General features: G+C 53.8%; 24 protein-coding genes. 13 read left to right on the plus strand and 11 right to left on the minus strand.

Annotation, left to right across the window (positions count from 1 at the left end; translation table 11 throughout):
- The 12 genes from FFS57_RS15660 to FFS57_RS15715 all read left to right on the plus strand — a co-directional run.
- The coding region (locus FFS57_RS15660) for a DUF2345 domain-containing protein (protein ID WP_171013987.1) at window positions 1-405 on the plus strand (405 nt) is incomplete at its 5' end.
- Between the two features lie 15 nt (window positions 406-420).
- Window positions 421-702 carry a hypothetical protein gene (locus FFS57_RS15665; protein ID WP_137938750.1) on the plus strand — a complete coding sequence of 94 codons (282 nt, stop codon included), beginning with the start codon at window positions 421-423 and terminating at the stop codon, window positions 700-702.
- The gene (locus tag FFS57_RS15670; RefSeq protein ID WP_137938751.1) at window positions 642-1,256 is read left to right on the plus strand and encodes a DUF4123 domain-containing protein; all 615 of its coding nucleotides are present in this window, start codon (window positions 642-644) and stop codon (window positions 1,254-1,256) included. Before FFS57_RS15665 ends, FFS57_RS15670 begins: the two co-directional genes overlap by 61 nt.
- Window positions 1,257-1,264: 8 nt before the next feature.
- Complete coding sequence (locus FFS57_RS15675) at window positions 1,265-4,198, plus strand: T6SS effector BTH_I2691 family protein (protein WP_137938752.1); 2,934 nt, start codon at window positions 1,265-1,267, stop codon at window positions 4,196-4,198.
- The gene (locus tag FFS57_RS15680) at window positions 4,199-4,453 is read left to right on the plus strand and encodes a hypothetical protein (protein ID WP_137938753.1); all 255 of its coding nucleotides are present in this window, start codon (window positions 4,199-4,201) and stop codon (window positions 4,451-4,453) included. It abuts the gene before it with no gap.
- Window positions 4,454-4,479: 26 nt separating this feature from the next.
- Window positions 4,480-4,953, plus strand: a complete 474-nt coding sequence (locus tag FFS57_RS15685) for a hypothetical protein (protein WP_137938754.1) — start codon at window positions 4,480-4,482, stop codon at window positions 4,951-4,953.
- 28 nt (window positions 4,954-4,981) lie between these two features.
- A complete protein-coding gene (locus tag FFS57_RS15690; RefSeq protein ID WP_137938755.1) occupies window positions 4,982-5,740 on the plus strand; it encodes a hypothetical protein in 759 nt (252 codons plus the stop codon).
- Between the two features lie 27 nt (window positions 5,741-5,767).
- Window positions 5,768-6,526, plus strand: a complete 759-nt coding sequence (locus FFS57_RS15695) for a hypothetical protein (RefSeq protein ID WP_137938756.1) — start codon at window positions 5,768-5,770, stop codon at window positions 6,524-6,526.
- Window positions 6,527-6,553: 27 nt separating this feature from the next.
- The gene (locus tag FFS57_RS15700) at window positions 6,554-6,811 is read left to right on the plus strand and encodes a hypothetical protein (protein WP_137938757.1); all 258 of its coding nucleotides are present in this window, start codon (window positions 6,554-6,556) and stop codon (window positions 6,809-6,811) included.
- A gap of 117 nt (window positions 6,812-6,928) precedes the next feature.
- A complete protein-coding gene (locus FFS57_RS15705; RefSeq protein WP_137938758.1) occupies window positions 6,929-7,849 on the plus strand; it encodes a putative type VI secretion system effector in 921 nt (306 codons plus the stop codon).
- Window positions 7,850-7,884: 35 nt separating this feature from the next.
- Window positions 7,885-8,808, plus strand: coding sequence for a putative type VI secretion system effector (locus FFS57_RS15710; protein WP_137938759.1), 924 nt, complete (start codon window positions 7,885-7,887; stop codon window positions 8,806-8,808).
- 43 nt (window positions 8,809-8,851) lie between these two features.
- Window positions 8,852-9,775, plus strand: coding sequence for a putative type VI secretion system effector (locus FFS57_RS15715; protein WP_137938760.1), 924 nt, complete (start codon window positions 8,852-8,854; stop codon window positions 9,773-9,775).
- A gap of 126 nt (window positions 9,776-9,901) precedes the next feature.
- Here the strand turns inward: FFS57_RS15715 and FFS57_RS15720 are convergent, their stop codons facing one another.
- Together FFS57_RS15720 and proA are read right to left on the minus strand one after the other, a co-directional pair.
- The gene (locus tag FFS57_RS15720; RefSeq protein WP_137938761.1) at window positions 9,902-10,087 is read right to left on the minus strand and encodes a hypothetical protein; all 186 of its coding nucleotides are present in this window, start codon (window positions 10,085-10,087) and stop codon (window positions 9,902-9,904) included.
- On the minus strand, window positions 10,087-15,333 hold the full coding sequence (gene proA / locus FFS57_RS15725) for an anti-phage protein ProA (RefSeq protein ID WP_137938762.1): 5,247 nt from the start codon (window positions 15,331-15,333) through the stop codon (window positions 10,087-10,089). The genes FFS57_RS15720 and proA overlap by 1 nt, the downstream gene beginning before the upstream one ends.
- Window positions 15,334-15,600: 267 nt before the next feature.
- On the opposite strand from proA, the gene FFS57_RS15730 reads away from it, so the two are divergent.
- The gene (locus tag FFS57_RS15730) at window positions 15,601-15,945 is read left to right on the plus strand and encodes a DUF1840 domain-containing protein (protein ID WP_137938763.1); all 345 of its coding nucleotides are present in this window, start codon (window positions 15,601-15,603) and stop codon (window positions 15,943-15,945) included.
- 204 nt (window positions 15,946-16,149) lie between these two features.
- Here the strand turns inward: FFS57_RS15730 and FFS57_RS15735 are convergent, their stop codons facing one another.
- The 9 genes from FFS57_RS15735 to FFS57_RS15775 all read right to left on the minus strand — a co-directional run bounded on the left by FFS57_RS15735 (window position 16,150) and on the right by FFS57_RS15775 (window position 24,832).
- Window positions 16,150-17,328, minus strand: coding sequence for an MFS transporter (locus FFS57_RS15735; RefSeq protein WP_137938821.1), 1,179 nt, complete (start codon window positions 17,326-17,328; stop codon window positions 16,150-16,152).
- A 185-nt stretch (window positions 17,329-17,513) separates the two neighbouring features.
- A complete protein-coding gene (locus tag FFS57_RS15740) occupies window positions 17,514-18,068 on the minus strand; it encodes a PEP-CTERM sorting domain-containing protein (protein WP_171013989.1) in 555 nt (184 codons plus the stop codon).
- Between the two features lie 32 nt (window positions 18,069-18,100).
- On the minus strand, window positions 18,101-20,797 hold the full coding sequence (locus FFS57_RS15745) for a phosphocholine-specific phospholipase C (RefSeq protein ID WP_137938765.1): 2,697 nt from the start codon (window positions 20,795-20,797) through the stop codon (window positions 18,101-18,103).
- 162 nt (window positions 20,798-20,959) lie between these two features.
- Window positions 20,960-21,556 carry a GAD-like domain-containing protein gene (locus FFS57_RS15750; RefSeq protein WP_249384016.1) on the minus strand — a complete coding sequence of 199 codons (597 nt, stop codon included), beginning with the start codon at window positions 21,554-21,556 and terminating at the stop codon, window positions 20,960-20,962.
- Window positions 21,557-21,641: 85 nt separating this feature from the next.
- Window positions 21,642-22,610, minus strand: coding sequence for a lipoyl synthase (gene lipA / locus FFS57_RS15755; protein WP_137938766.1), 969 nt, complete (start codon window positions 22,608-22,610; stop codon window positions 21,642-21,644).
- Window positions 22,610-23,233, minus strand: coding sequence for a lipoyl(octanoyl) transferase LipB (gene lipB / locus FFS57_RS15760; protein ID WP_137938767.1), 624 nt, complete (start codon window positions 23,231-23,233; stop codon window positions 22,610-22,612). The genes lipA and lipB overlap by 1 nt, the downstream gene beginning before the upstream one ends.
- Window positions 23,233-23,700 (minus strand): GNAT family N-acetyltransferase, encoded by a 468-nt coding sequence (locus FFS57_RS15765; RefSeq protein ID WP_171013991.1) that lies wholly within the window; start codon window positions 23,698-23,700, stop codon window positions 23,233-23,235. Before FFS57_RS15765 ends, lipB begins: the two co-directional genes overlap by 1 nt.
- Before the next feature lie 5 nt (window positions 23,701-23,705).
- Complete coding sequence (locus tag FFS57_RS15770; protein ID WP_137938769.1) at window positions 23,706-23,975, minus strand: HP0495 family protein; 270 nt, start codon at window positions 23,973-23,975, stop codon at window positions 23,706-23,708.
- Entirely contained in the window at window positions 23,972-24,832 is an 861-nt protein-coding gene (locus FFS57_RS15775; RefSeq protein ID WP_137938770.1) for a D-amino acid aminotransferase, read from the minus strand. The genes FFS57_RS15770 and FFS57_RS15775 overlap by 4 nt, the downstream gene beginning before the upstream one ends.
- Window positions 24,833-24,860: the final 28 nt, after the last annotated feature.

Here is a 24,860-nt window from a genome sequence, read left to right on the forward strand (position 1 = left end):
ATCCGCCTGTTCAGCTACGACACCCCGGCCCCGAGCCAGAAACCTGAGCACACCACCGGCATCCACCTGCACGCCGCCACCGGCAAGGTGCAAGTCCAAGCCCAACGCGATCAAGCCAACCTCAACGCACAGCAGACCGTCACGATCAGCAGCAACAACCAGGTCACCCTCGCCAGCCCCACCCAACTCAAGCTGGTCGCCAATGGCACGGGGTTGACCCTCAAAGACGGCAATATCCTGATCCAGTGTCCGAAAGAAGCCATGTTCAAGGCCAGCTTGAAGCAGCAGTTGGGGCCGATGGGGGCCAGCCATACCGCGCCCCCGCTGCCGAAAAGCCAGATCAAAGGCTGCGAATTCAGCGTCTCGGATGCCACGCAATCCGGCGCGGCCGGCACCTTACGCTAACACGGGATGCGTACCATGCCGACCTTGTACGAACAACTATTCAATCAGGTGCGCGACTGGGGCCATTGCGACCTCCTCGTCGATCCGCTGGCGGGGCTACCGCCATTGGACGCCCTCGACCAGGCGGACGCCACCTTTACACAAACACCGTTGCTGGACCGGCAATTCCGCGCCCGGCCGGCCAGTGCGCCGCGCCTGATCCGCCTGGACAACGCGTACTCGCCCCTGCTCAGCGAATGCGTCGAACTGGCGCAGTGGGAAGCGACCACCACCAGCAATCAACTGCGCAGCATCTGACCCGCATGCTGGACCTGCACATCGACCAGCTCGGCGGCGCCTACTTCCGGTTCTTCGATCCCCGGGTGATGTATCACCTGCCCCGCGTGCTCGATGCCCCGCAACTGTCGCTGCTGTTGCAAGGCATTCAGCAATGGGTGTTCGTGGACTGGCTCGGTGCCTACCAGGCCATTCAGGCACCGTCGGTCCCCGCCACCACCCCGCGCCTGCTGGTCAGCCCGCAGCAATGGCAGGCGCTGGGCGACATCGAAGCCTTCAACCGGCTGCTGAGCAAGCAGCGGCGGCGTCAGCAGCCACCCAGCCATGCGCAGGTGCCGTTGTGGCTCAACCATTTGCAGTCAGCCCGATTGCGTGGCCTGCGCCAACCCGACGACATCGCCCACTGGGCGGCCTTGTGCCTGGCCCACGGCGAGCCCTGGCAGACGCATCCGCAGCTGAATGACGTACTGCAACTGGTCATCCACGACGGCATCCCGCTCAAGGATGCCCTGGACGACCTGCTGAACCTGTCACTGGACCCGGCCGAGGCTGCGGTCCCGACCTTGGATGATTGATTGACACCATGAAGATCAAAAAAGACTGCCGATTTTGCAACCGAGAAGGCTTCAAGTGGCTGCCGCTGATCTATGGCGTGGTCGCGGCGGAAGACAAAAACGAACTGGCCCCCTTGCCGGCCCAGCTGCCCGCCAATTTGGGCCAGGGCGTCACCGATATCGCCTTGCACGACCACTGCCGCTATGCGGTCCGCATGCCGCGCCAAGGCTACCTCTACGTGCTGATCGAGCGCAAAGGCGTCAAATACTGGGCCGCCTATCAAGTGGTCAATGGCGGCTACCTGTATGAATTCCCACCCGAATGGCGCCCGCAGCTCAACCCGGAATTCAGCTGCGACCCCACCTACTGCGGCGTGACCGCCTCCATGGTCAACATCCCGAAGGCCGAGGACGTGCCCAATATCTGGGTGCTGTTCACGCCGGAACAGTTAACCGATGCCAAGTTGGCAGAATACAAGAAACACTGTGTGAAATATGCCGCCGCGGGCAAACTGCAGGTCTTCCACCCCGCCGCCTGGCTGGCCGGCCAGACCAAGCAGCCGCACGCCCTCCCCAGCAGCGACATCGAAAAGACCGTCGCCGAATTCCTGTGTTTCGGTAAAGGCAAGCCCGGCGAGTCGTACCGGAACCTGCTGGACAGCCAATACTTCAGCGCCGACATCAATGCGGTCGCCGGCAAGCTGGGCGGGATCAGCAGCGCCCTGGAGCTGTACAAGATCCCCGGCCTGGTCATCCATGACCCGATTGGTATCACCCAGGCGTTGAATGATTTCCGGAATGACAGCTTTGTACTTTTTGACCAATTCTTGAAGCGAATCGAACGCGGCCGGCCGAACCGAGACCGGCTGCCCGTACTGGAAACGATTGGTAAATTCAAGAAAGCCATCAACGATGGCTTTGTGATGGATGCCAAAAACAGTGTCGAAAGGCGGGACCTGCAGCGGCGGGCAAAAATTGAGCCCATCTTTCCCGATGACTCTGCTCAACTGAGAAAGTACAAAATGTGGGCAAACAATGCCTACACGCATCCATCAAGGAAGGAATGGGAAGCCCAACGCCCCGACAAGGTAACAGAATTTGAGCTTGCCCGGGAGAAGGATGAGCAATGGCTGATTGACCATGCCGAGCAACATGGCCAAAAGAAATGGCAGGAACACTACGCTCCATTACTCGACGTCGGGAAAATGGACAGCTTCGAGCAGAACCTGTCCAGGCTCTCAACAAGCATGGCGAAGCGTGCAGCCGAACGCACACCCCACCATTTGAGTTGGTTAAAAACGAACAGGGTCTTGCAAGCATTCGACTGCTTTGATCAACGTGACACCCAGTCGGGCGAAGTGTTACGAGCCAATGTCATCGGTTGCATTTTCGGCATGGAAGGCTCGCCCGTAGCCGAAAAGGTGCTGAACGACTGGGCCGCCGCCACCAAAATTGATCGAACGAACCTGCTGTTACGTGCCCTTACCCGTGATCAACAAGAAACCAACAAAGCCGTCAACAAGCTATTGGCAGAAGCCACCAATAGTGCGGCCAACCAGACTGACCTGTCGGCTGAACCCACCGCCGGAGTCAAGGCCGCAATCAAGAGCGTCGTCAGCATGTTCAAAAGTACCGATTCGGCGCTGGACGAATGGATGCGCAATCAAAGTCAAAGTACCAACTACCTGAACCCCAAACATTTAGCCAATTATGAGGCTCGCTTCTCCTATTTGATCTCAACCCTGTGCCGGGCTGTATCACGCAAAGCGATTGGCTCAACCGCAGAATTGGCCTTCGCCGCCCGCATATCCTTCCTCATGCAAAGTCAACTGGGCGACTTGGCGTTCGAGCTGGAGCACAAAACGCTGATGGCAAAGGTCAACGCCACAGACTGGGACAATAAAGAACGCGCCTATCGCACAGCGGAGGCTCGCGCCCAAGCAACCCGCATGCGTAAAACCGGCGCCGAGATTCGCGCCCATCGCCAGGCCACCGCAGCCAAGCTGCAAATCCAACAAGGCATGGTCGACCTGATCACCGATGCCCAACTGAAGGCCAAAATTCAGATCAGCCAAGGCGCTGGCAGACTGGGTTGGAAGGCACTGCAAAAGCAGTTGGAAGACAGTGCCAAACAGCACACCGCCTATGATGCCGAACTGAAAGTGCTGAAGGGAAAACCTGTACCAACAGAGCGCGTCCCTACTACGCCCAGTCCCACCAATAATTACCATCAGGCCCGAATCGGCATGGCGCTGATCGGCCTAGAGAGCATCGCACTGGTTGGCAAGCTGGGTAAATTGAAACCTGAGTTTGACTTGGTGGCGCTTGAGGTGCTGGGAGGTGTACTTTCCATCGGCAGCGCCATGTGCGATATGTTCTACGCCAGTGTTAAATCCGTCCGAGAGTTGCCACAATACAATGTGATTTCAGGCATTAATAAAGGGGCAGATATTGTTCGAGGTGGTTTTAAGCTGAAAGCAGGCGCATTTGGGTTTGGAGCAGGGATCATTTCAGCAATCTTAGATATTAAAAAACTCGCCAGTGAAAAAGATTCCTCTCAAATAGGAATCATGAAAATTAGAATAGGAGCCAATATTATTTCATCAGTCACAAGTACGATAGCGGCTTACTCGTATTCTGCCCCATATTTTGAGTACTATGCCGCCAAGCAAGGACGAAAAGCAATCACCAGATGGACCTTAAATGCTTTAGGAGCTGGCGCCAAAAAATTCGCAGAACGTGTCTTATTGCTTCGAATGGTTGCTTGGCTAGGCTGGGTTGGCGTTATCATTACTGTTGCAGACCTCTCTTACTCTGCCTACCGCTGGTATATTGACTCTCAAGCATTAGAGCGTTGGTTTGACAAATGCCTATTCCGTAAAAATCAGTTGGCCTATGGCTATGCTAATATTGAGGAAGAATTACAAGCATTTGAAAAAGCATCCTTAGTGGACGAAGCCTGAATGAACGAACGCAAACTGTTTACCATTGATGGCACCATTGACGTTATTCACCGTGCACATGGTGTAGTCAACCTGTTAGAAAACATGCAGCGTGGTGCGCTCGTTACTGGTGCCGCAGCCGTAGTCACCGATAGCTTTGCCAATTTTGTAGGCTCAGCAGCCGTAGCCATGTACGATGGCGAAGACGTTGAACACATTGCCATGCTTGTCAACGGCAAGCTGGTCTTGGCACCTTTCAGTCTACAGAGGATTTAAAGATCGGAGATAAGGTCAGATTAGTGGTGTCATTCGAGCTGGGCGATTTTTTATTCTGTCACGCCATTCTTCGCCTTGATGATGCATGGCTGTGGATGCCTTATATGCTATCTAGAACAAGAATGGGCATTATAAAATATATAGTTAAAATTAATTTACTGATTATTATCCTCACTGAAATGTTATTTTTTTTAATATGCGCAGTCTCCGGAGATTTATCATTCTTTAATGATATGCAGCAAATATTTATTTTCTTTTTTGCGATAATACTTCCTATTATATCTTATCTAAGCTCTGGAGATTTATTGAAAAATGCCGCGATAACTGAGGAGATATATAAAATTCTCGGCGTTCAAGAATACAGGCGTTTTTATATTAATAAATTTTCATTAAGTTGTTTAAATCCTGGCATTGAAACATCGAATAAGATGTACGTTTTCGATTTCAATAAAGTGCTAGAGGCCCATTACAAAAAGTATGGCATTCGGCAAGCGTCATAACTTTGTAAGTTGAGGAGCGTTGACTGCTTTGAGCGAAAGCAAACTGTTTACCATCGATGGCACCATTGAAGCCATCCACCGCGCACCGGGCGTGGTCAATCTGTTGGAAGACATGCAGCGCGGTGCACTCTTCACCGGCACAGTGGCCGCAGCCACCGATGGGCTGGCCAACTTTGCCGGGTCGACAGCTGTCGCGCTGTCCGATGGTGAAGATGTGGAACACATTGCCATGCTGGTCAATGGCAAACTGGTCATTGGCACTTTCCAATCTACCGAAGATTTAAACGTTGGCGATCAAGTCAGGTTGGTGGTGTCTCCCGAGCCGGGAGACTTTCTATTTACACATGCCATTTTGCGTCAGAATGATGGGTTGCTTTGGATGCCTTATATGCAATGCAGGACCAAAAGGGGGTTGGTCAAGCATTTAATGAAAATATACTTGCTTATTGTAATTGGCATGGAAATTTTTCTATCAGCGCCGGCTTTCTTATATGACTGGAAGTTACCTATGGAAGAAGAAAGGATTGCGGTCTCTTTTGTTTTTTACATCATATTACTTCCAATAATGTTTTATTTGAGCTCAAAAGATTTAATGAGAGGTGCCGGGGTAACTGAGAATATATACAGAGCGCTTGGCATTCCAAAGCATAAAGGCTTTTACATTAATAAATTTTCGCTCAGCTATTTGAATCCTGGTCTTGAAACATCACATAAAATGTATGTATTCGATATGCATAAAGCTCTTGAGGCCCATTACAAGAAATATGGCATTCGGCAAGCGTCATAACTTTGTAAGTTGAGCGCTTTGACTGTCTTGAGCGAAAGCAAACTGTTTACCGTCGATGGCACCATCGATGCGATCCATCGTGCGCCGGGCGTGGTCAATCTGCTGGAAGACATGCAGCGCGGCGCTCTATTCACAGGGGCAGTGGCTGCAGCCACCGACGGGCTGGCCAACTTTGCCGGGTCAACAGCCGTCGCCCTATACGATGGCGAAGATGTCGAGCATATTGCCATGCTGGTCAACGGTAAACTGGTCATTGGTACCTTTCAGTCTACGGAAGATTTAAACATTGGCGATCAAGTCAGATTGGTGGCGTCCTATGCGCCAGGGGATTCTTTGTTTGCGCATGCCATTCTTCGACTTGAAGATGCTTGGCTTTGGATGCCTTATATGCATGATGAGACAAGAAAGGGGATGGTCAGATATACAGTCAAAATATATTTCATTCTTATTATTTTTCTGGAATTGCTTCTGAATGGATTATTTTACGTATGGGGTGCACTCGAAAAATTTAACCAAGAAATGCGAGGCATACTTATATTTTTCGAGTTTGTAATTATGCCCGTGATAATCTATCTAAGCTCAAAAGATCTCATTGAAAAAGGTAAAATTGTTGAGGAGATATTCAAGGTATTGGGAGTTGCAAGATACAAAGATTTCAATGTCTCGAAATTTTCCGTAAAAAATCAGGATTTTCGCATTGAAAACACCCATCGGAAATATATTATCCACTTGGATAGAGCCTTGGCGGCCCACTACAAGAAATATGGCATTCGGCAAGTACCCTAACTTTGTAAGTTGAGCGCTTTGACTGCCTTGAGCGAAAGTAAACTGTTTACCATCGATGGCACCATCAATGCCATCCACCGCGCCCCGGGCGTGGTCAACCTGCTGGAAGACATGCAGCGTGGCGCAGTGTTCACTGGGGCGGTAGCCGCAGCCACCGACGGGCTGGCCAACTTTGCCGGGTCGACAGCCGTCGCCCTATACGATGGCGAAGATGTCGAGCATATTGCCATGCTGGTCAACAGTTGCCACGATAGTGCTGATCATTGCCATTTCATGGCTGGATGATACAGAACTGCAAAAATGGCTGGCACATTGTCGCTTTGGCAAAGAACGACATAAAGACCCATTTGCCAATACACAAGAGGAAAACGAGGCATTAGCCAGAGCCTTGGCAAGCACAATATGAACACTACTTCGACGACAGGGTTGCAAAAATTCACTGGGCGGCTGGAGAAACTGAGCTGTGAGCGTACCGACGAGAGCTTCGTCATGACCCCCGGCGAGCAGTCGGCCATGAGCGGTGTCGCGGTGGCGGCCGCCATGGTGGAAGCGGTCGGCCAAGCCGCCAGTACCGCCCTGGCCGCCAGCGACCCCAGCGAACCCGCCGACTGGGTCGAGTTCGAGCTGGACGGCAGGGCATTCAAGGGTTGGCTGTGGCGCTGCCCGTTTAGGACAGGGGATGAAGTCGAAGTCATTGCATCTAACGAAGGAGCATTCCACCGTGTGTATGCCGTGGCCCGCCCCAAAGACCGCTTGATTTCGCTGTATCCGCACTGCTCCCGCGGGCGGGTGGCGCATTGGTTAAACACACTTAAGATGTATTTGCTAGCCATATTGGCCGCGCCTATATTTACTGTCTGTGTAGAGTCTCTTGGAGCTGCAACTCGCGGATTAGGCGGAACACCACTGTTTGTAGTTGTGCTAGGAATAATAGGTTTACTTGCCCCATTTTCTTTTATCTTTGGCAAAAAAGGCCCTTTATTTGTAGTGTTTTTATGCTGCCTCCCCCTAATACTCCAATATCAGCCCTCAATTGATGCTGCATTCGGTGATCCAACCAGCCTAATGTACATAACCGCAATTGTTGGCGCTCTGTTCATTTTGCCCGCCCTGCATCTGAGTTGGAAATGGATGGAGTTCGTCCGGCTCGCTGAAGAGATCTTCCGCGCCTTCGGCTGGGACAACCCGACCCGCATCGATCTGGTGGCCCGTGCCAAAGCCACACCACTGGACTGCAAGGCCAGCAACGTCCGCGAATACGATATCGGGATGCATGACGTCACGACCGATGCCAATTATGGCAGCGGTTTTTTCCGTTACTAATCCCAGTGCGTGGCAGCGCTGACTTCAGACGAAACATGGATCAGACATCGACGACAGGATTGCAAAAATTCAGCGGGCGGCTGGCGAAACTGAGCTGCGAGCGTACCGACGAAAGCTTCGTCATGACCTCCGGCGAACAGTCCGCCATGGGCGGTGTCGCAGTGGCGGCCGCCATGGTGGAAGCGGTCGGCCAGGCGGCCACTACCGCCCTGGCCGCCAGCGACCCCAGCGAACCGGCCGACTGGGTCGAGTTCGAGCTGGACGGCAAGTCATTCAAGGGCTGGTTATGGCGCTGCCCGTTTAGGACAGGGGATGAAGTCGAGGTCGTTGCGGCAAACGAAGGCAGTTTTTACCGGGTCTATGCCGTGGCCCGCCCCAGCGACCGCTTGGTTGCGCTGTACCCGCACTGTTCCAGAGGACGGGTGGCGCATTGGTTGAATGCACTGAAGGTATTTTTGCTTGCCCTTCTGGGAACACCGCTTTATATAGGATGTATGCTATCGCTCGGCGAAGCGGCTTATGGCATTGAGGGGTGGCCGCTCTATGTCGTGGCACTAGGAGCGCTATTTTTGTTAGCCCCGCTTTCCTTCCTATTTTTTGGTAAAAAAGGGCCGCTATTTTTCATATTCCTAGGCTGGCTGCCGGTGATCTTGCAATATCAGCCAGCGGTAAAATCTCTATTTGGCGACCCCACCCGTTTGCTGGACATTACCGCCATTATTTTCGGCCTGTCCATTATTCCCGCCCTGCATCTGAGCTGGAAATGGATGGAGTTTGTCCGGCTCGCCGAAGAGATCTTTCGTGCCTTCGGCTGGGCCAACCCGACCCGCATCGATCTGGTGGCCCGCGCCAAAGCCACGCCACTGGACTGCAAGGCCAGCAATATCCCAGACGATGATTTCGAGAATGATGCCATTGTTACCGATCTGGATTATGGCTCGGGATTTTATCGTTATTGATCCCGGCATATGGCCTTGAACTCAGCCAGTCATTAAGCGGAACATGGATCAGTTATCGACGACAGGGTTGCAAAAATACAGCGGGCGGCTGACGAAGCTGAGCTGCGAGCGTACTGACGAAAGCTTCGTCATGACGCGTGACGAGCAATCCGCCATGGGCGGTGTCGCGGTGGCGGCCGCCATGGTGGAAGCAGTCGGCCAAGCCGCCAACACCGCCCTGGCCGCCAGCGACCCCAGCGAACCGGCCGACTGGGTCGAGTTCGAGCTGGACGGCAAATCATTCAAGGGCTGGTTATGGCGCTGCCCATTCAAGGCAGGGGACGAAGTCGAGGTCGTTGCGTCTAACGAAGGCAGTTTTTACCGGGTCTATGCCGTGGCCCGCCCCAAAGACCGTCTGGTTGCGTTGTACCCGCACTGCTCCCGCGGGCGGGTGGCGCATTGGATGAATGCGCTCAAGGTGTTTTTGCTTTTCATACTGTCAATACCGCTTTGTCTGGGGTGGATGTTCTCGCTCGCGGTAGCGACGAATAAAATAGGAGGCGAACCGCTCTCCATGGTGACATTAGGCGTGCTATTTTTATTGGCACCGCTTTTGTGGCTTTTTATTGGCAAAAAAGGGCCGCTCTTCATCTTGTTTCTGGGCTGGCTGCCCGTAATACTGCAATACCAACCATCAGTTGACATTGTTTTTGGTGACCCAACCTTTTTGCGAGATGTCACCGCTATCGTGGTCGCCCTGTCCATTGTCCCCGCCCTGCATCTGAGCTGGAAATGGATGGAGTTTGTCCGGCTCGCCGAAGAGATCTTTCGTGCCTTCGGCTGGGCCAACCCGACCCGCATCGATCTGGTGGCCCGCGCCAAAGCCACGCCACTGGACTGCAAGGCCAGCAATATCCCAGACGATGATTTCGAGAATGATGCCATTGTTACCGATCTGGATTATGGCTCGGGATTTTATCGTTATTGATCCCGGCATATGGCCTTGAACTCAGCCAGTCATTAAGCGGAACATGGATCAGACAGCGACGACAGGACTGAATAAATTCAGCGGACGGCTGGCGACGTCCCCGACTGGCACGAACCGCACCTGCTGCTACACAGCCCCAAAGGCAGCGCCAGCCAGAAAAACGCGGTCGCAGGTGCCGCCGCCGCACTCGGCCAGTATGGCCCTCTGGCCACCGCTGCCATGTACGATGGCGAGCGCACCGAGGACTTTGACTGTGCGATCAATGGCAAAGTGGTTTTTGGCAATCGTCTCGACAATTGCCACGCCAGCCATTACCCAGCATTGCTTTCATCCAACACGCGCTGGTTCGGTTCACCTGCAATTTCCGATGACAATTGACCTATGGAATCTTGTTTCTGAAGTTGTGTTCGAGTTGCCACCAGCAAAGCGTGGATGGCTTCATCCAGTTTGTTGATTGCCCCTTGTTTGTCCACCCACCAATCGGTTGACCAGACCCGCAGTAATGTCCAACCCAGTCCTGTCAGAATGCTGGCACGGACTTTGTCGCGGTCGCGGGCGGTCGCGGCGCTGTGGTAAGTGGCACCGTCGCATTCCACGCCCACCAGATAATCGCCGGGGCGATCTGGATGGACGATGCCGAGGTCGATGCGGAAGCGTGAGACACCGATTTGCGGGACAACCTGCCAACCCTTTTGTCGTAGGGCATTGGCAACGGCCTCTTCAAAGGGAGAGTCATAGCCGCCGACCGAGCCACGGACTGCTTCGGCCAAAGCGCGAGGGCCGCGTTGGGCAAATTCGAGGAAGTGCTTGAGATCATGCACCGCCCTGGCGCTGGTACGATTCAGATCGACCATACTCGGGTCGAATGAGGTGAATACCAGCAACTCTCGCCGTGCCCGGGTGATGGCCACATTCAGGCGGCGCCAGCCTCCTTCTCGGTTCAGTGGGCCGAAGTTCATCGACATGGTTGGCACACCGGGCTCTGTTGGGCCGTAACCCACGCCCAGCAGGATCAAGTCGCGTTCATCACCCTGTACCGTTTCCAGGTTCTTCACCACGACGGGCTCCGTCAGGCCCTCACCGAAAAAACGCTCCAGTTCTGGCAAGCGTTGACGTTCTTTATCCAACAGATCATTGATGAGTTGCTGTTGTTCTGCGTTGAAAGTGACAATACCCAAGGTATGGCCGGCGGCAACAAAAGCAGGGTCAGTCAGCCGTTTGACTACTTCATTTACCAATGCCTTGGCTTCAACGGCGTTGGTACGCCCTTTACCCTTGGCGTAGACCCCATCGACACGACGCCATTCCACGGCACTTTGACGGGTGATGGCCGCTGGGAAGGTAATGAGATTGCTTTCGTAATAACGGTGATTCGAGAAGGCAATCAGGCTTTCGTGGCGGCTGCGATAATGCCAGGTCAGGCTGTGGCTGGGTATGCCGGCAGCCAGACACTGGTCAAGGATGCTTTCCATGTCCTCTTCGATATCGTCATCACCTGCTGAGGTACCACGATTAAAAAAGCTGGTGGGGGGCATCTGGCGTGGGTCGCCCGCCACCACTACCTGCTTACCACGGGCAATGGAGCCGATCGCATCCCAAGGTGCAATTTGGGATGCTTCATCAAAGATCACAAGGTCAAACAACGCTTGATCTGGTGGCAGGTATTGGGCAATGGAAAGCGGGCTCATCAGCATGCATGGTGCCAACCTGGGCAGCGCATCACCCATTTCAGTAGCCAATTGCCGAATCGGCTTGTGACGACGCTGTTTTTGCAACTCGTGCTTGAGAATACCAAAGCCATCCTGCTTGCCTACTTCGTTCTTGGCTGGGATCAAGCCACACAATTTGGCACGGGTATACCTGACTGCCAATTGCGACAGACGGTCGTCCAGACGGCGGTAGGCTTCAATATCACTCATGTGCTCCACAGCAACAAATTGCCGCAGGATCGGATCAGCATCAATCTGCGTGGCAGCAAACCAGCGCGCATAGGCCACTTCAAATGTATCTTGCAGCTTGGCCGCTGGGATTACGCCGCGCTCCAATGCCACGACCAATGGGCTCAGTTGGCAAGCCAAGGCTTCCTGTCTCACGCGCTGCCAATCGCACCAAGCCTTCAAACGGCCTCCATGCTGGTGTACAGACTGGGCAACGGCATGTAACCGTGGCCAATCTTGCTGTAAGGTGGTATCCAGACCGGTCAATTCGACAAAACTGGCAACCTTGCTGGTCACGGTAGCAAATGCTTGGTCCAGCCGACCGACGATATGCGCAATCTGCCCATCAGCTGCCAACAATTCGTTGCCGTCAATCACCACACGGGCCAGTGCCTGACGAAGGCCCAGTAGTTGCTCCGGTGAGGTTGCCATGGTGCGAATGGCCAGTCGCAATTGTTCGGCCACTTTCACCGCCAAAGTCAAACGTGACACATCAGATGTGGTAGATGACCACCCAGGCAGGTTCGCCAGTTTGGCATTCAATGCATCCAACCCTTGTGCCATCAGTACCAATTGGCGCAATTTAGGTAGGTCGGCCGCGATATCAGGCAATACGGGCAAGCCAAGTTGGCTGGCTACTGACTGAGTCAGCTTCTTTTTGGCCCAGGTGGCAAAGAACCAGAATTTACCACTGGCTGCAGCCCAATCGGCTTCCAGCTTGGCTACATCCAGATGGCGACAGGTTTCAGGCGGATAGGTGACTGATAATGCCTGTACCATTTGGTGATAGTCCGCCAATTGTTTGAGTGCACCGTGGGCTGTCTCCAGCACCGCTGCCGCATCTGGCACAAATGCAACACTGAGATTGAGCCCGTGAGCCTGTGGCAGCTGACGGCCCAGTATCAGCAGTTGTTGAATAGCTGGGCCTTGCATCGGCACAGTCGGTAGCTTCAATTGGGTTTGCAGCTGTACCAATACCTGCTGCAAGGTCGCCAATGCAGTCAACAACGCTGGGGCCAGTGTCGTCATAGCGGCCTGCCAGGCATTCGACCATTCCGTACGGGTCAGCAACGCCAAACCAGTGGTATCCGTACCAAGCGCGGTGGCATTGAGTGCCAATCGACGTACCACATCCTGCAAGCGTTGCCAGGCAGCGTCGTCATGCACCGTGCCCTCGGGCCAATTCAACTGTGGCGTGCCAGTATCTGCATCGCGAATCACCCGGCCCATGGCTTGATGCAATGTCCAGCCATTTGGCCATACCTGATGCAGTCGGAAGACAAATTCGTTGAGGCGGGTACGCAAACGCTGAACTTCTGCAGCCTCTTTGGCCCAGACATCGGCCGACAAGGCATCGCGTGTATCCCAGGCACGCTCCAGCTGTTTCAGTACTTCGGTTTTGGAAGCCTTGCTGGAATGCAATTCCAAACAGAACTCCCCCAGGCCTTTTTCAGCCAGTCGGCGGTACACCACATTCAACGCTGCCATTTTTTCTGCCACAAACAACACACGCCGGCCCAAAGCCAGGTTATGTGCGATCATGTTGGCGATGGTTTGTGATTTACCTGTGCCAGGCGGGCCATCCAGTACGAAATCGTGGCCGCTGGCCGATGCCACTACAGCAGCCAGTTGTGACGAATCGGTCGGCAACGGTGTAAACAGTTCGGCTGGGATCGTGGTGTGATCAAGCCGGCTTGGTTGCGGAAATTCGCCCTGCGATGGGTAACTGCTGCCTTCACCATCCAGCAGGTGCTTCACCACCGGGTTGCGGGTCAGTTGCTCCACCCTGTCGGCCAGATCTTTCCACATCAGGTATTTGGCGAACGAGAAGGTACTCAGCGCCAATTCAGTGATCACTTCAAAACCTGGCAGATCACGGACTGCACGGCGTACGGTGGTCCAGATACCCTCTATATCAATCCCACTGTCGTCCCGAGGTAGTTCACCATCCAGCCCATGAATGATCAATTCGAAATCATGCCGCAGCAGCTCCAGCAAGGTCAGGTTGAAGCGTGGTTCATCTTCACCCAGGGTCATCACCACACCAGACAGGGCGCTTTTACGTTCCAGCTTGACTGGTAGCAGAATCAGCGGCGCGCGATAACTGCGGTTGTCATCCCCCAACTTTTTCCAGCGCAGGAAGCCCATCGCCAAAAACAAGGTATTGGCACCACCTTCGTCAATGTCGCTACGCGCCTTGCGGTAAAGGTCGACCAGTTGCGCATCCAGTTTGGCGGGCTCCATGGGCGACAATACTTCGCCACGACTCAAGGTCTCTTTTGCGTATTGTTCCAGCAGGTTTTCTTGATGCTGTTGGGTGTAGAGCGCTGCATCGCGTCCTGCTGCCGTTAGATCAGGTGGTGGCACAATCTTGATGCGCTTGCCGGCAGACAGCAGGTCTTCCAGTTGGGCAGGTTCAGGGCAGAGCAGCGAAACGGCTTTACTGCTATCCGATAAATGCAGCAGACGATTACGGGCTGTGAGGTCCAGCAGCTTACGCTGCCATAATGCCAATTTTCCTTTAGGCGAACCGACTGGGTTCACCACGTCCACATCAAAACCGGGCAGGCTGGGGGCAACCTCCAGCGCCGCTGGCAATGGAGTTGCCGTGGTTTCATCCTGTTCGGACCGAGCCAAGGTAACGGGCAACGGCAAAATACGCTGCATGCGGGCACGCCGAATATCCAACGCCAACACAAAGTCATCATCCTGCTGCAATTGACGCTGGGCTGCCGTAATCGCCTGGCTAAAGCCCGGTGGATGCGCCTGGGTGACCAACGTGGTTTCAAAAACCAGCAACTCTTTCAGATCAATCCGTTTACGGACGGCGGTAACGTCATCCGTAATCAATTGGGCGAACTCTTGCGGCTGTAGCCAAACCCCCGTCATTGCGTGGTCACCGGTCAATAACAGCAAGGGGTTCAGGCCAGCTTGTTCCAGTGCGGCCGCAAACAGCAATGCGCTATCCAGACACGTTGCCACCCGACTACCCAGAATGGTGCCAGGCGGGCGGACCTTCTGCCCGCTGCGCTCAAAACTGGCTGGCGGCAATACATAGCTGATCGCCATACCACTGACGGCCGTCCAGACAGCGGAAGCGAGTTCCCATACCCGGCTGCGAGACCCACTACGATACCCATCAATACCGTCTGGCTTACCTGCACGACGCAGGGCATCGGATGCATGTTTCAGTACCTGATCGACTGCTGGATCGTTCGGCATCGCGAATGCGGCCAGCAGCTCCGGCATGGTGTCCGCGCCGCCCCATTCGTAGCGGGCCAGAACTTGAGCAGATAGGGTGCTGAAAGCAATCAGGCGGTCATCCTTCATCAACTGCAATGAAATACGGCCATGGATGCATTCGGTCAGCTCGGCCAGATAGGCTGCGTTAAGCTGCACATCGCGATCTGTTACATGTAAGGTGGATTGACCGTTGAGGCGATCAATACACCACGTTTTAGGCGTCAGGAAGGGCGGATCGGCAGACAATGCCAGCACCACGTTCTCGATTGGCTGGTCGCCGCGGTGAACCAACTCCAGCTCTCGCAACACTGGGACTGCGTGCTGATGCGAGGCGAAGCCAATTTTTTCGGCAATGCTGCAACGAATCTCTACCGTCATGCTTGGTCCTTGTTACTACGCGCTATCATGGAGCTGACGATTGTAGCGATTGTTGGCGCGGTCAACACCTGTAAATCGTGTATTTACGGGGGTTTCAGGGCTTTTTTCGGTCGATTTCCGGCAGATTTACCGTGAGCAGCTAATCTTGCCCACTCAAAATCCACCCAGCTGCGGCAGGCCAGTCTGCTCCAGCGCAATGCCTTGGCCCCAAAGTCACCGCCCGAAGGTAGCTATACTGACCTCAATCCATCACAAGGACAGCTGACCATGCTTTACATCTTCAAATCCAAAGCCAGTGGTGACGTCATCATGCTTGATACCAATGGAAAGGAAATATTGAACCTGTTGGGCAAAGACCCGGAAGAGCGAAAAGGGATTTTCACCATTGAGCAATTACCGACAGCGATTTCGGTACTCAAGATGGCGATTCAAACTGACCATTCAAAACCCATAGATGAAGTCGAGGGGGAAGAAGACAACACGGACGATCAGGAAACAGAGCCCAAAACCAAACCCAGTGAACGAATCAAGCTGTATCAACGCGCCTTCCCATTGCTGGAAATGATGGAAAGGTCGCTGATTAAGCAAGTGCCGGTCACTTGGGGTGTTTAGAGCTACTAACAAAACCCTTCTGGCGTTGTTGTGCAAACTTGTCGTACTTTCGTACTGCCTTCGTTTGCACACCTAACCAGAATCACTTCGCTGGGTTTTGTTAGCGGCTCTTAACGTAGCTGCCAAGAATCCTGATGCTGCATTGTACCGCCTTGCCTCAGTCAGTTGACTGAATTAGGTTGGCCCCTTCATCACGTCACGGTTTCATCGTATTGAGCGGGTCAACATTAGGGTGGTCAATGTCACAATACAAAATACTGCGCCGCCATAAAAGGTCAGGGCATGACCGTAGCGATCCCATAACAAACCAGCCAGTACGCTGGCCAGCAACATTGCCACACCACTGACCAGATTGAACAACCCGAATGCGGTGCCACGTAGTTCAACAGGCGCCGCATCTGCCACCATTCTAGCCAACAGACCTTGGGTAATACCCATATGGATTCCCCAAAGTGCCACACCGCCCAATACCCATTGCCACGTATCCGCCAACGCCAGCAGCAGGTCCGCTGCAATCAGCACCATCAACCCCACAGCCAGTAGCCAAACATGGCTGACACGGTCGGATAGCTTGCCAAAAGGATAGGCCGCCAGCGCGTACACCACATTCATCGCCACCATCACCAACGGTACCAGTGCCGGTGCAATGCCACTGTGTTGTGCCCGCAACACCAAAAAAGCTTCACTGAAACGGGCCAATGTGAAGACTGCGCCGATTGCCACCACCCACCAATAGGTGCGACTGAGGCGACTTAAACAATCACGCTGAATTGGGTTGATGCGAGGCCCCTGATGTGACTTGTCAGGCTCTCGCAGGCCCATACACAACAGCGCCACGGCCATCAGCCCTGGTATGAACGCTACCCAGAACACCGCACGGAAATCCCCCGCCCATAACAACATCAATAATGTCGCCAACATTGGCCCGATACATGCCCCAACTGTGTCCAACGACTGCCGCAGTCCGTATGCCGCCCCTCGCTGTGCCTCGGACACCAGGTCTGCCACCATTGCATCTCGTGGTGCGCCGCGAATGCCCTTACCCACACGATCCAGCAAACGTGCGGTCAACACCATCCCAATGCCGGGTGCCATGGCAAACAACGGCTTGGTCAGCGCACCCATGGCATAACCCAACACAGCCAACCCTTTACGCTTGCCCAGATAATCACTCAACACACCGGAAAACACCTTCACCATCAGCGCCGTCGCTTCCGCCAACCCTTCCACCACCCCAACGGTCAAGGCGCTGACCCCCAGTGTCGCCACCATGAACATCGGCAATAAGCTGTGGATCATCTCTGACGAAATATCCATCAACATGCTGACCAAGCCGAGTATCCAGACACCACGGGGAATATGGCCAAGTGTGGTCGTTACCATGATGGCAGGTTTCACTGTGGCTCCTCGCTTTAGCACAAACGGCCAATAGGACACGCTTCAGCATAGGCATACCGTTTCAATCTGTTGATCCATTGATAGCCCGTGAAACAAAAGCGACCTGTTCAAACCCATGGGAGAACCTGACCAACATTGGTACCCAAGCGAGGCTTACCTAACCGCGCCAATCAGCGTGGTCGACGACATACCATTGCCAGCCCCCACAGGCCAACACCCAGCACCAGTACACTGTCGGGTTCCGGGATCGTGGTCAGTTGCAGGCGATATTGGGTACTCATGTTATGGCGGCCTGCATACAGATAATTCAAGCCGTCGTTGAGATCGTTCGCTTCACCAAGCAAGTTCAAGCTTGTCTGGCCGGCCTGTAATACGTCGAAACGCAGCGTCGCCAGGTATAGGTTGGGCGCCCCATCATTGACCCAGCCAGGGAACCGGGAAGCGCCAATATGGCCATCACCCAACCATGCACTGTCGTCATCCCAACTGGCGGCTGGCAAAAATTGCTGGAATCGCAGCATGTGACGATCAAATTCCAACTTGAAACCAAATGAAAGTAAGGTCTCGTTGGCTGTCAGTTGGTCAAATGGCCGATTTACATGCAACCTCAGGTCAACGGACTTACCTACCAATAATGGTCCGGTTGCCTCAATTTTGAGTAAAGCCGCATTGGCCAAACCACAATAGCCACATACCAAGGCCATGAAGAAAGGTTTGAATGTCACGAAGCGCCCCTGTTTGCGTTGATAAAGTACCTTCATTGCTTGCTGAACACTTCATACCAACTACGATAGTCGGCCTGGGTAATGCAGCTGTCCGTGTCAAAATTGGCCAGTGGCTGGTAACGTGATTGGCCTGCACAGCTACCCAGTGCGCTGCGCAACGTGTCTCGATCTGCAGCATCAACTCGCCCATCGGCGTTCACATCGCCCAGTTTGACAACCCGTAAATTCAGGCGCGGGGCGGCTTCTTCATAGCCATCATGCAGGAACAGCCCAAGAAAATAACCGCCCTCGCCCAATCCACCTAGCAGTTGGCTGCCTGCGCTGGCAGACAGATAGTTCCATTTCAATGAACTGTTAGTACCTGGAACCTGCCCCTGTCGATACACCCCAATCCAATGCTTGCTGCCTGCTGGTAAGCCTTGCCAATACAAAGTCAGGATTTCACCGACACGCATCTGACTGGTACTGGCAGTAAACGACACAACAGGTGTTGGGGTTGGAACAGGCACAGGTAATGGCGAAGGAGTAGCTTGTGCCTGGCCGTTGAGTACTGGGTCGGTGTAGTCCAACCCAGCACCTTCAAGATGGCCTGCCAGCCGACGCCAGTAGGTGCTGTTCCCTTCCAGCGTGACGCCCAGGTCATACCAGCCATAGCTATAACCCAATGCTCTGACAAAACTGCGGCTTTGCCCAGCGGGAACATCAATCATCAAGATGGCACGGTCACCATAGGCGTTGTCGGCCAGCTTGAAGCGGCAAGCCTGGGTACCTTGGTTGGTAAAAGTCAGCCGAATACTGGCATTAGCTGGTTCTTCTTGTAGCGTTACCTCCGTCTTGCGTGAGAAGCCATCCAACTGACCGCTGAATTCACGCGCAAACCCATTGTTGCTGAGCACGTGCAAATGGTACTGGTTGTCAGGCCAATTCCAGCTTTCCAGATCAATCCGCTTCCCAACCTCCACCGTGTAATGCCATGGCCCATCGCGACGCAGTAAGGAGTACACGATAAACGTCGCCGCCACATTGCCCGTATTAGCGAAACTGAGCCCATATTGACGAGCATCACCCATTGCGGCGCCATTGACTAATGATCGGTAGGGCAGTGGGCAAGCCCGTCGTGGCGGGGCATTGGCCACTGTTTCTTGCCGAGGCAGGGTTTGAACCGCAGGTGGCAAAGCATCGCGGCTCCCCCAATCTTTGAAATAGCTGGCGCTACGCGGCACGCTGTTCGGCCAGCTTGCATTCGGGTTGGCAAAATTGAAAAGGCTGGTCATGTCACCGCAGACTGCCCGGCGCCATGACGAGATCAACCCACATTCAACCTTACTGCGTGGCAATCCCTTACCTTGTACCAGCCATGTTTCCAACAAACGGATCAGCGAGGTGTGATCGAACAATTGTGAATTGATGCGACCACCCTTACTCCACGGTGATACCACCAGGGTTGGTACGCGTGGCCCCAAACCAATTGGTTCAGCATTGTTGTAAACCTCGCCTTGCAAGGCATTGGGTAAAGTGGTACGGCCTTGGCTGGCTTTCAGCGGCGGCATGGTGGCCGGCATATGGTCGAAAAAGCCATCATTCTCGTCATAGGTAATGATCAAAACGGTCTTCGACCACACCGCCGGGTTATCAACCAATGCGGCCAGCAAGCGTGCGGTGAAATGTTCACCTGCATTGGGGGTGCAGGATGGATGTTCGCAATATTCAGTCGGCGCGCAGATCCACGACACTTGTGGCAGCCGGCCTGATCGTACATCAGCCGCAAAATCGTCAATCAGCCATTGACCGGTTGTTCCAAGTGCATTACCTGCCGTTGATCCTGGCGACATGGCCCGGCCCCGTCGATAGTACGGTGACTCAGGAGGTAAACGCCGACCAGATGCATCAACCCGGAAGGCTTTGAAATACTGGAGATAGTTGTCACCATAGTTGTCCCACTCCTGATACACCTTCCAGCTGATACCATTGGCTTCCAGTACTTCTGCATAACTCTGCCATTCCAACCCCGTGGCCGCTCGGTTGTCATTGGCAATATCTGCATTGTAAGTACCATTGTTGACGTTATAGAGCCGGCTATCCTGCAAACCGGTGACATAACTGTTGGAATGCCCACTCAGGGCGTAGAGGCGATTGGGGTCAGTCGGCCCGAATACTGAGCAGTGATAGGCATCGCATACGGTAAACGCATCAGCCAATGCATAGTAGAACGGCAGATCGGCACGGTTGAAATAACCCATACAACGCGCGCTTTTACGTTTGACCCAGACATTCCAATCCTTCCAGGCTGCTTCGGTCCCCTTCCAGGAATGATCCAACCCAACCTTCAATGCATTGGTGTTACGTACATCAAAGTGATACGGCAATACATGACCATTGCCGCCAGGTTGATACCAGACGGATTGACCGGATGGCAGTGAAATCGCCCGCGGATCATTGAAACCACGCACCCCGGCCGACGTGCCAAAGTAGTGATCGAAAGACCGGTTCTCCTGCATCAGGAAAACAATATGCTCCACATCCCCAAGCCCTCCTGAGCCCTGATGAGCAGGTGTCGCCAAGGCACGAGCAATGGTCTGGGAGAAGCTCGGGACTGTTACCAATCCTGCAGCGCCAGCAGCAATAAAACTTCTACGAGAGGGATTTTCCAGCGACATATCACTTGCCCCATCCGGAATAAAACCGGCATTTTCACGGAACAAGAAGTCAGCAAGATGACAGGCAACCATTGCCCGTTAAGCATGGCACGTTGCGATCTCTTGGAACGATCATCGGAAACGTGCCACATAGCTGGATGACCAGCCCGATTCAGCCTATCTGTCATGGCGAATCGAGCAAAGTCTGGTATTTGAATTACACGTCGTCCTGGTTAACGTGGGGCAACAACGGACTTATTCACCACCCAAGGCCATTTGCAGCAACAAATCCAGGTGCACGACAGCATCACCTTTGTCCAGATGATCCACATCAGCGACCCCACCCAGCGCCAATGCCGGGGTATAGAAATAGATTTGCCCGTCAGCCAATGGCCCAAGCCGACCCACTGCTTGATTGAAGAATCCACGCTCCAACAGGCTCTCGATCGCCTCACCATCACACAGCGTGTCATTGAAGAAGGCATCCAGGGACCAATCCAGTACATTTCCATTGCGGTAATGCGGATCAAGCACTGCCACATCTTCATCGCCATCGTCACTCAAGCGCCGGTAATAGAACACTCGGCCGAATGCCGAGATGGCAATTGGCAATCGATCACCTTCATCTTCTTCCCGCATCAACCAGCCGCATAACAACGCTCGATACTCATCTGGATTGATCAATTGAATCAGGCCATCACCATAACGCCCCAAACCAACTTTGGCCCATAGCTCCAGCAAACTATCCGGTAACAGACCGCGGTACGCGTTGATCAATACGGAATCGACGGGTTGAACAGTTTTATCGGGCTGAAACGTGTCGACAAAATTTTGCAGGGTAATGGACAACATTAAGAGATATCCCCATTTCTAAGGCAGGATTTCACTTCCTAAAAAGAATACTGGCCCGATTTTTCAACCGAGCCAGTCATCTTGATCAACCTACCAAATTGGCGCTTTCTGTCACACCAGCATGATGGGCCTGCTGATCCGCGTGGTAACTACTGCGGACCATTGCGCCCACGGCCGCGTGCTTGAAGCCCATGGCGTAGGCCTGTTCCTCAAACCATTTGAAACGATCCGGGTGCATGTAGCGCAATACCGGCAGGTGGCCATTGGATGGTTGCAGGTACTGGCCCAGTGTCAGCATGTCGATATCGTGTTCACGCATGTCACGCATGACTTGCAGGATTTCGTCGTCCTCTTCACCCAAGCCGACCATGATGCCGGACTTGGTCGGGATGCCTGGGTAACGGGCTTTGAACTCTTTCAGCAGTTTGAGCGAATGAGCATAGTCAGAACCGGGGCGGGCCGCCTTATACAAGCGGGGCACGGTTTCCAGATTGTGGTTCATCACATCCGGCAACCCATTACCAAAGATTTCCAGTGCGGTGTCCAGGCGGCCACGGAAATCCGGTACCAGCACTTCGATGGTGGTCTTGGGACTCAACTCGCGAGTCTTGGTGATGCAATCCACAAAATGCTGAGCACCACCATCACGCAGGTCATCGCGGTCAACAGAGGTGATCACAACATAGTTCAGCTTGAGCGCGGCAATGGTTTCCGCCAAGTGCTGGGGTTCTTCCTGATCCAGCGGCTGCGGACGGCCATGGCCGACATCACAGAAGGGACAGCGCCGGGTACAGATGTCCCCCATGATCATGAAGGTGGCCGTGCCTTTACCGAAACATTCGCCAATGTTCGGACAGCTGGCCTCTTCACAGACAGTATGCAGTTTTTGCTCGCGCAGGATCTGTTTGATCTCATAGAAACGGGTGCTGGACGGCGAACGAACGCGAATCCAGTCTGGCTTGGGCAGCTTTTGTTCGAGCGGGACGATCTTGATGGGGATACGCGCTGTCTTGTCGGCACCCTTGAGTTTCACTTTTTCGGCTTGATCAGTCATCACAGTTCCTGTGCTTGTGGCACGATGTTGCATTCAAGATGGCGAGCCAATTGGTTTGCCACTTCGTCGATCGGGAGAGAAATTCCCTGATCTTTCAATTGAGTAATCGGCATGTTGGCATAGCCGCATGGATTAATCCAGCCAAAGGGTGTCAAATCCATGTCCACATTCAATGCCAGGCCGTGGTAACAACAGCCGTTCTTGATTCGGAGTCCCAGCGAGGCAATCTTGGCGCCGTCCACATACACACCGGGCGCATCTTCGCGGCCGTAGGCCGTTACGCCATGGTCAGCCAGGAAATCAATGATGGATTGCTCCATCCGCCGTACCAGCTCCCGCACGCCGTACCCCAACCTGCGTACATCCAGCAACAGATAACCCACCAGCTGGCCAGGCCCATGGTAGGTGATCTGCCCACCACGTTCGGTACGTACGACTGGAATGTCCGTGGCCTGCAACAGGTGCTCTGGTTTGCCGGCGAGCCCCAAGGTATAGGTAGGGGGATGTTGTAACAGCCACAATTCGTCCTGTGTATCGGCATCGCGCGTCAATGTGAGCGATTCCATGGACTGTACCGTCGACTCATAGGGCACCAGGCCCAAGCGCTTGACCTGCCACGACATCAGTTCGACTCTTTCAAATTCAGGCACAGCAATGGTAGCTTGCGGTCGTCACCCAATACCGGGCGATCGACCCACCCTATCAAGACAGCACCGATATGCTCATAAAAGCCGCGTGCATAAGGGTCTGATTCGATCAGCATACGTTCCAGCCCTTTGACACGTGCACTGGCAATAGCCGCATCAATCAACATGCGACCCCAGCCCTTGCCCATATATGTCGGCAATAACCAGCAATCCACCAGGTTGGCATGATCTGCTTCGAACGTCAGACCAATCAATCCGATTACCTCATCACCCAACTGCAACGCGTGATAACAGCCACTGACGATCTGCTCGGCACTGATCGTCAGTTGCGGCCGCCATACATGTAGCCATTGCTGCGGATAACCCCAATGCGCTTTAGCGGCCTGTGCAACCAGACTGAATGCAGCGGCATCTTCCACGATTGCGGGACGTACAAACGGCAAGCTGCTCAGAATACCACCTTAACCATTGGGTGCCCGGTGAATGCCAGATACAGGGCATCCAGTTGTTGTTTCGATGTGGCGTTAATGGTAACGGTCACAGACAGATAGTTGCCATTCTTGCTTACCCTCATCTCCAGATCTGTCGATTCGAAATCAGGTGCATGTTGGCGAGTGATGTCGTGAATGGTTTGTGCGAAATCGTCGGTGCGCACACCCATGACTTTGATCGGGAACCGACATGGGAACTCAATCAAGGTTTCCTGCTGCTGACTCATGCGTCACCTCCTTGACGTAAAACCGAGTCTTTATAGGCTTGATACAGCGCATCCATCTGCGCATTCATCGGCCCAGGCCTACCATCACCAACCGGAAAACCGTCCAGCGTCGTGATGGCCAACACTTCCTTGGTTGATGAGGTCATCCATAACTCATCAGCGGCACGCACTTCTGCCTCGCTGATCAGGCGAACCTCATGTGGCACCTGATGACGGTGAGCCAGTTCCAGCACAAGATCGTAGGTGATACCAGACAGCATCAGATTCGATTTGGGTGGTGCCAGCAGCACGCCATTCTTCACCACAAAAATGTTACTCGCCGCCCCTTCGGTCAACATGCCATCACGCAGCAATACCGATTCAGCACACCCTGCCGCAATCGCTTCATTACGTAACAATACATTGGCAAGCAATGCGATTGATTTGATATCACAACGCAGCCAGCGAAAATCTTCTTTGGTAATGGCACTGACACCTTTTGCCTTGGTTTGGGCATCTGGGGTAATCAACGGCATTGGGTAGATCAACACAGTGGGCGTTGCTGAAGGCGGGAACGGAAAATCACGGTTCGGTCCAGCACCACGTGTTACCTGTAGGTAGACCGACTGATCATCGAACGGCTGCCGGGCGATCGCTTCGCGTACCAGTTCACGCCAAGCATCCCGTGCATATGGGTTGGCGAGCTTGACTGACGCCAAACTGGCTTCCAGTCTACTCAAATGTTCATCCAGCCGAAACGGGTGTCGGGAATAAACCGGGATGACTTCATATACCCCGTCACCAAACAAAAAGCCTCGGTCAAGAACGGAAACCTGCGCCTGTTCAAGTACCTGCCATTGGCCATTGAGATAAATCATGAGCGAGTATGTTCAGAAATTGGATTGG

The organism is Chitinivorax sp. B (assembly GCF_005503445.1).
Taxonomy (GTDB): Bacteria; Pseudomonadota; Gammaproteobacteria; order Burkholderiales; family SCOH01; genus Chitinivorax.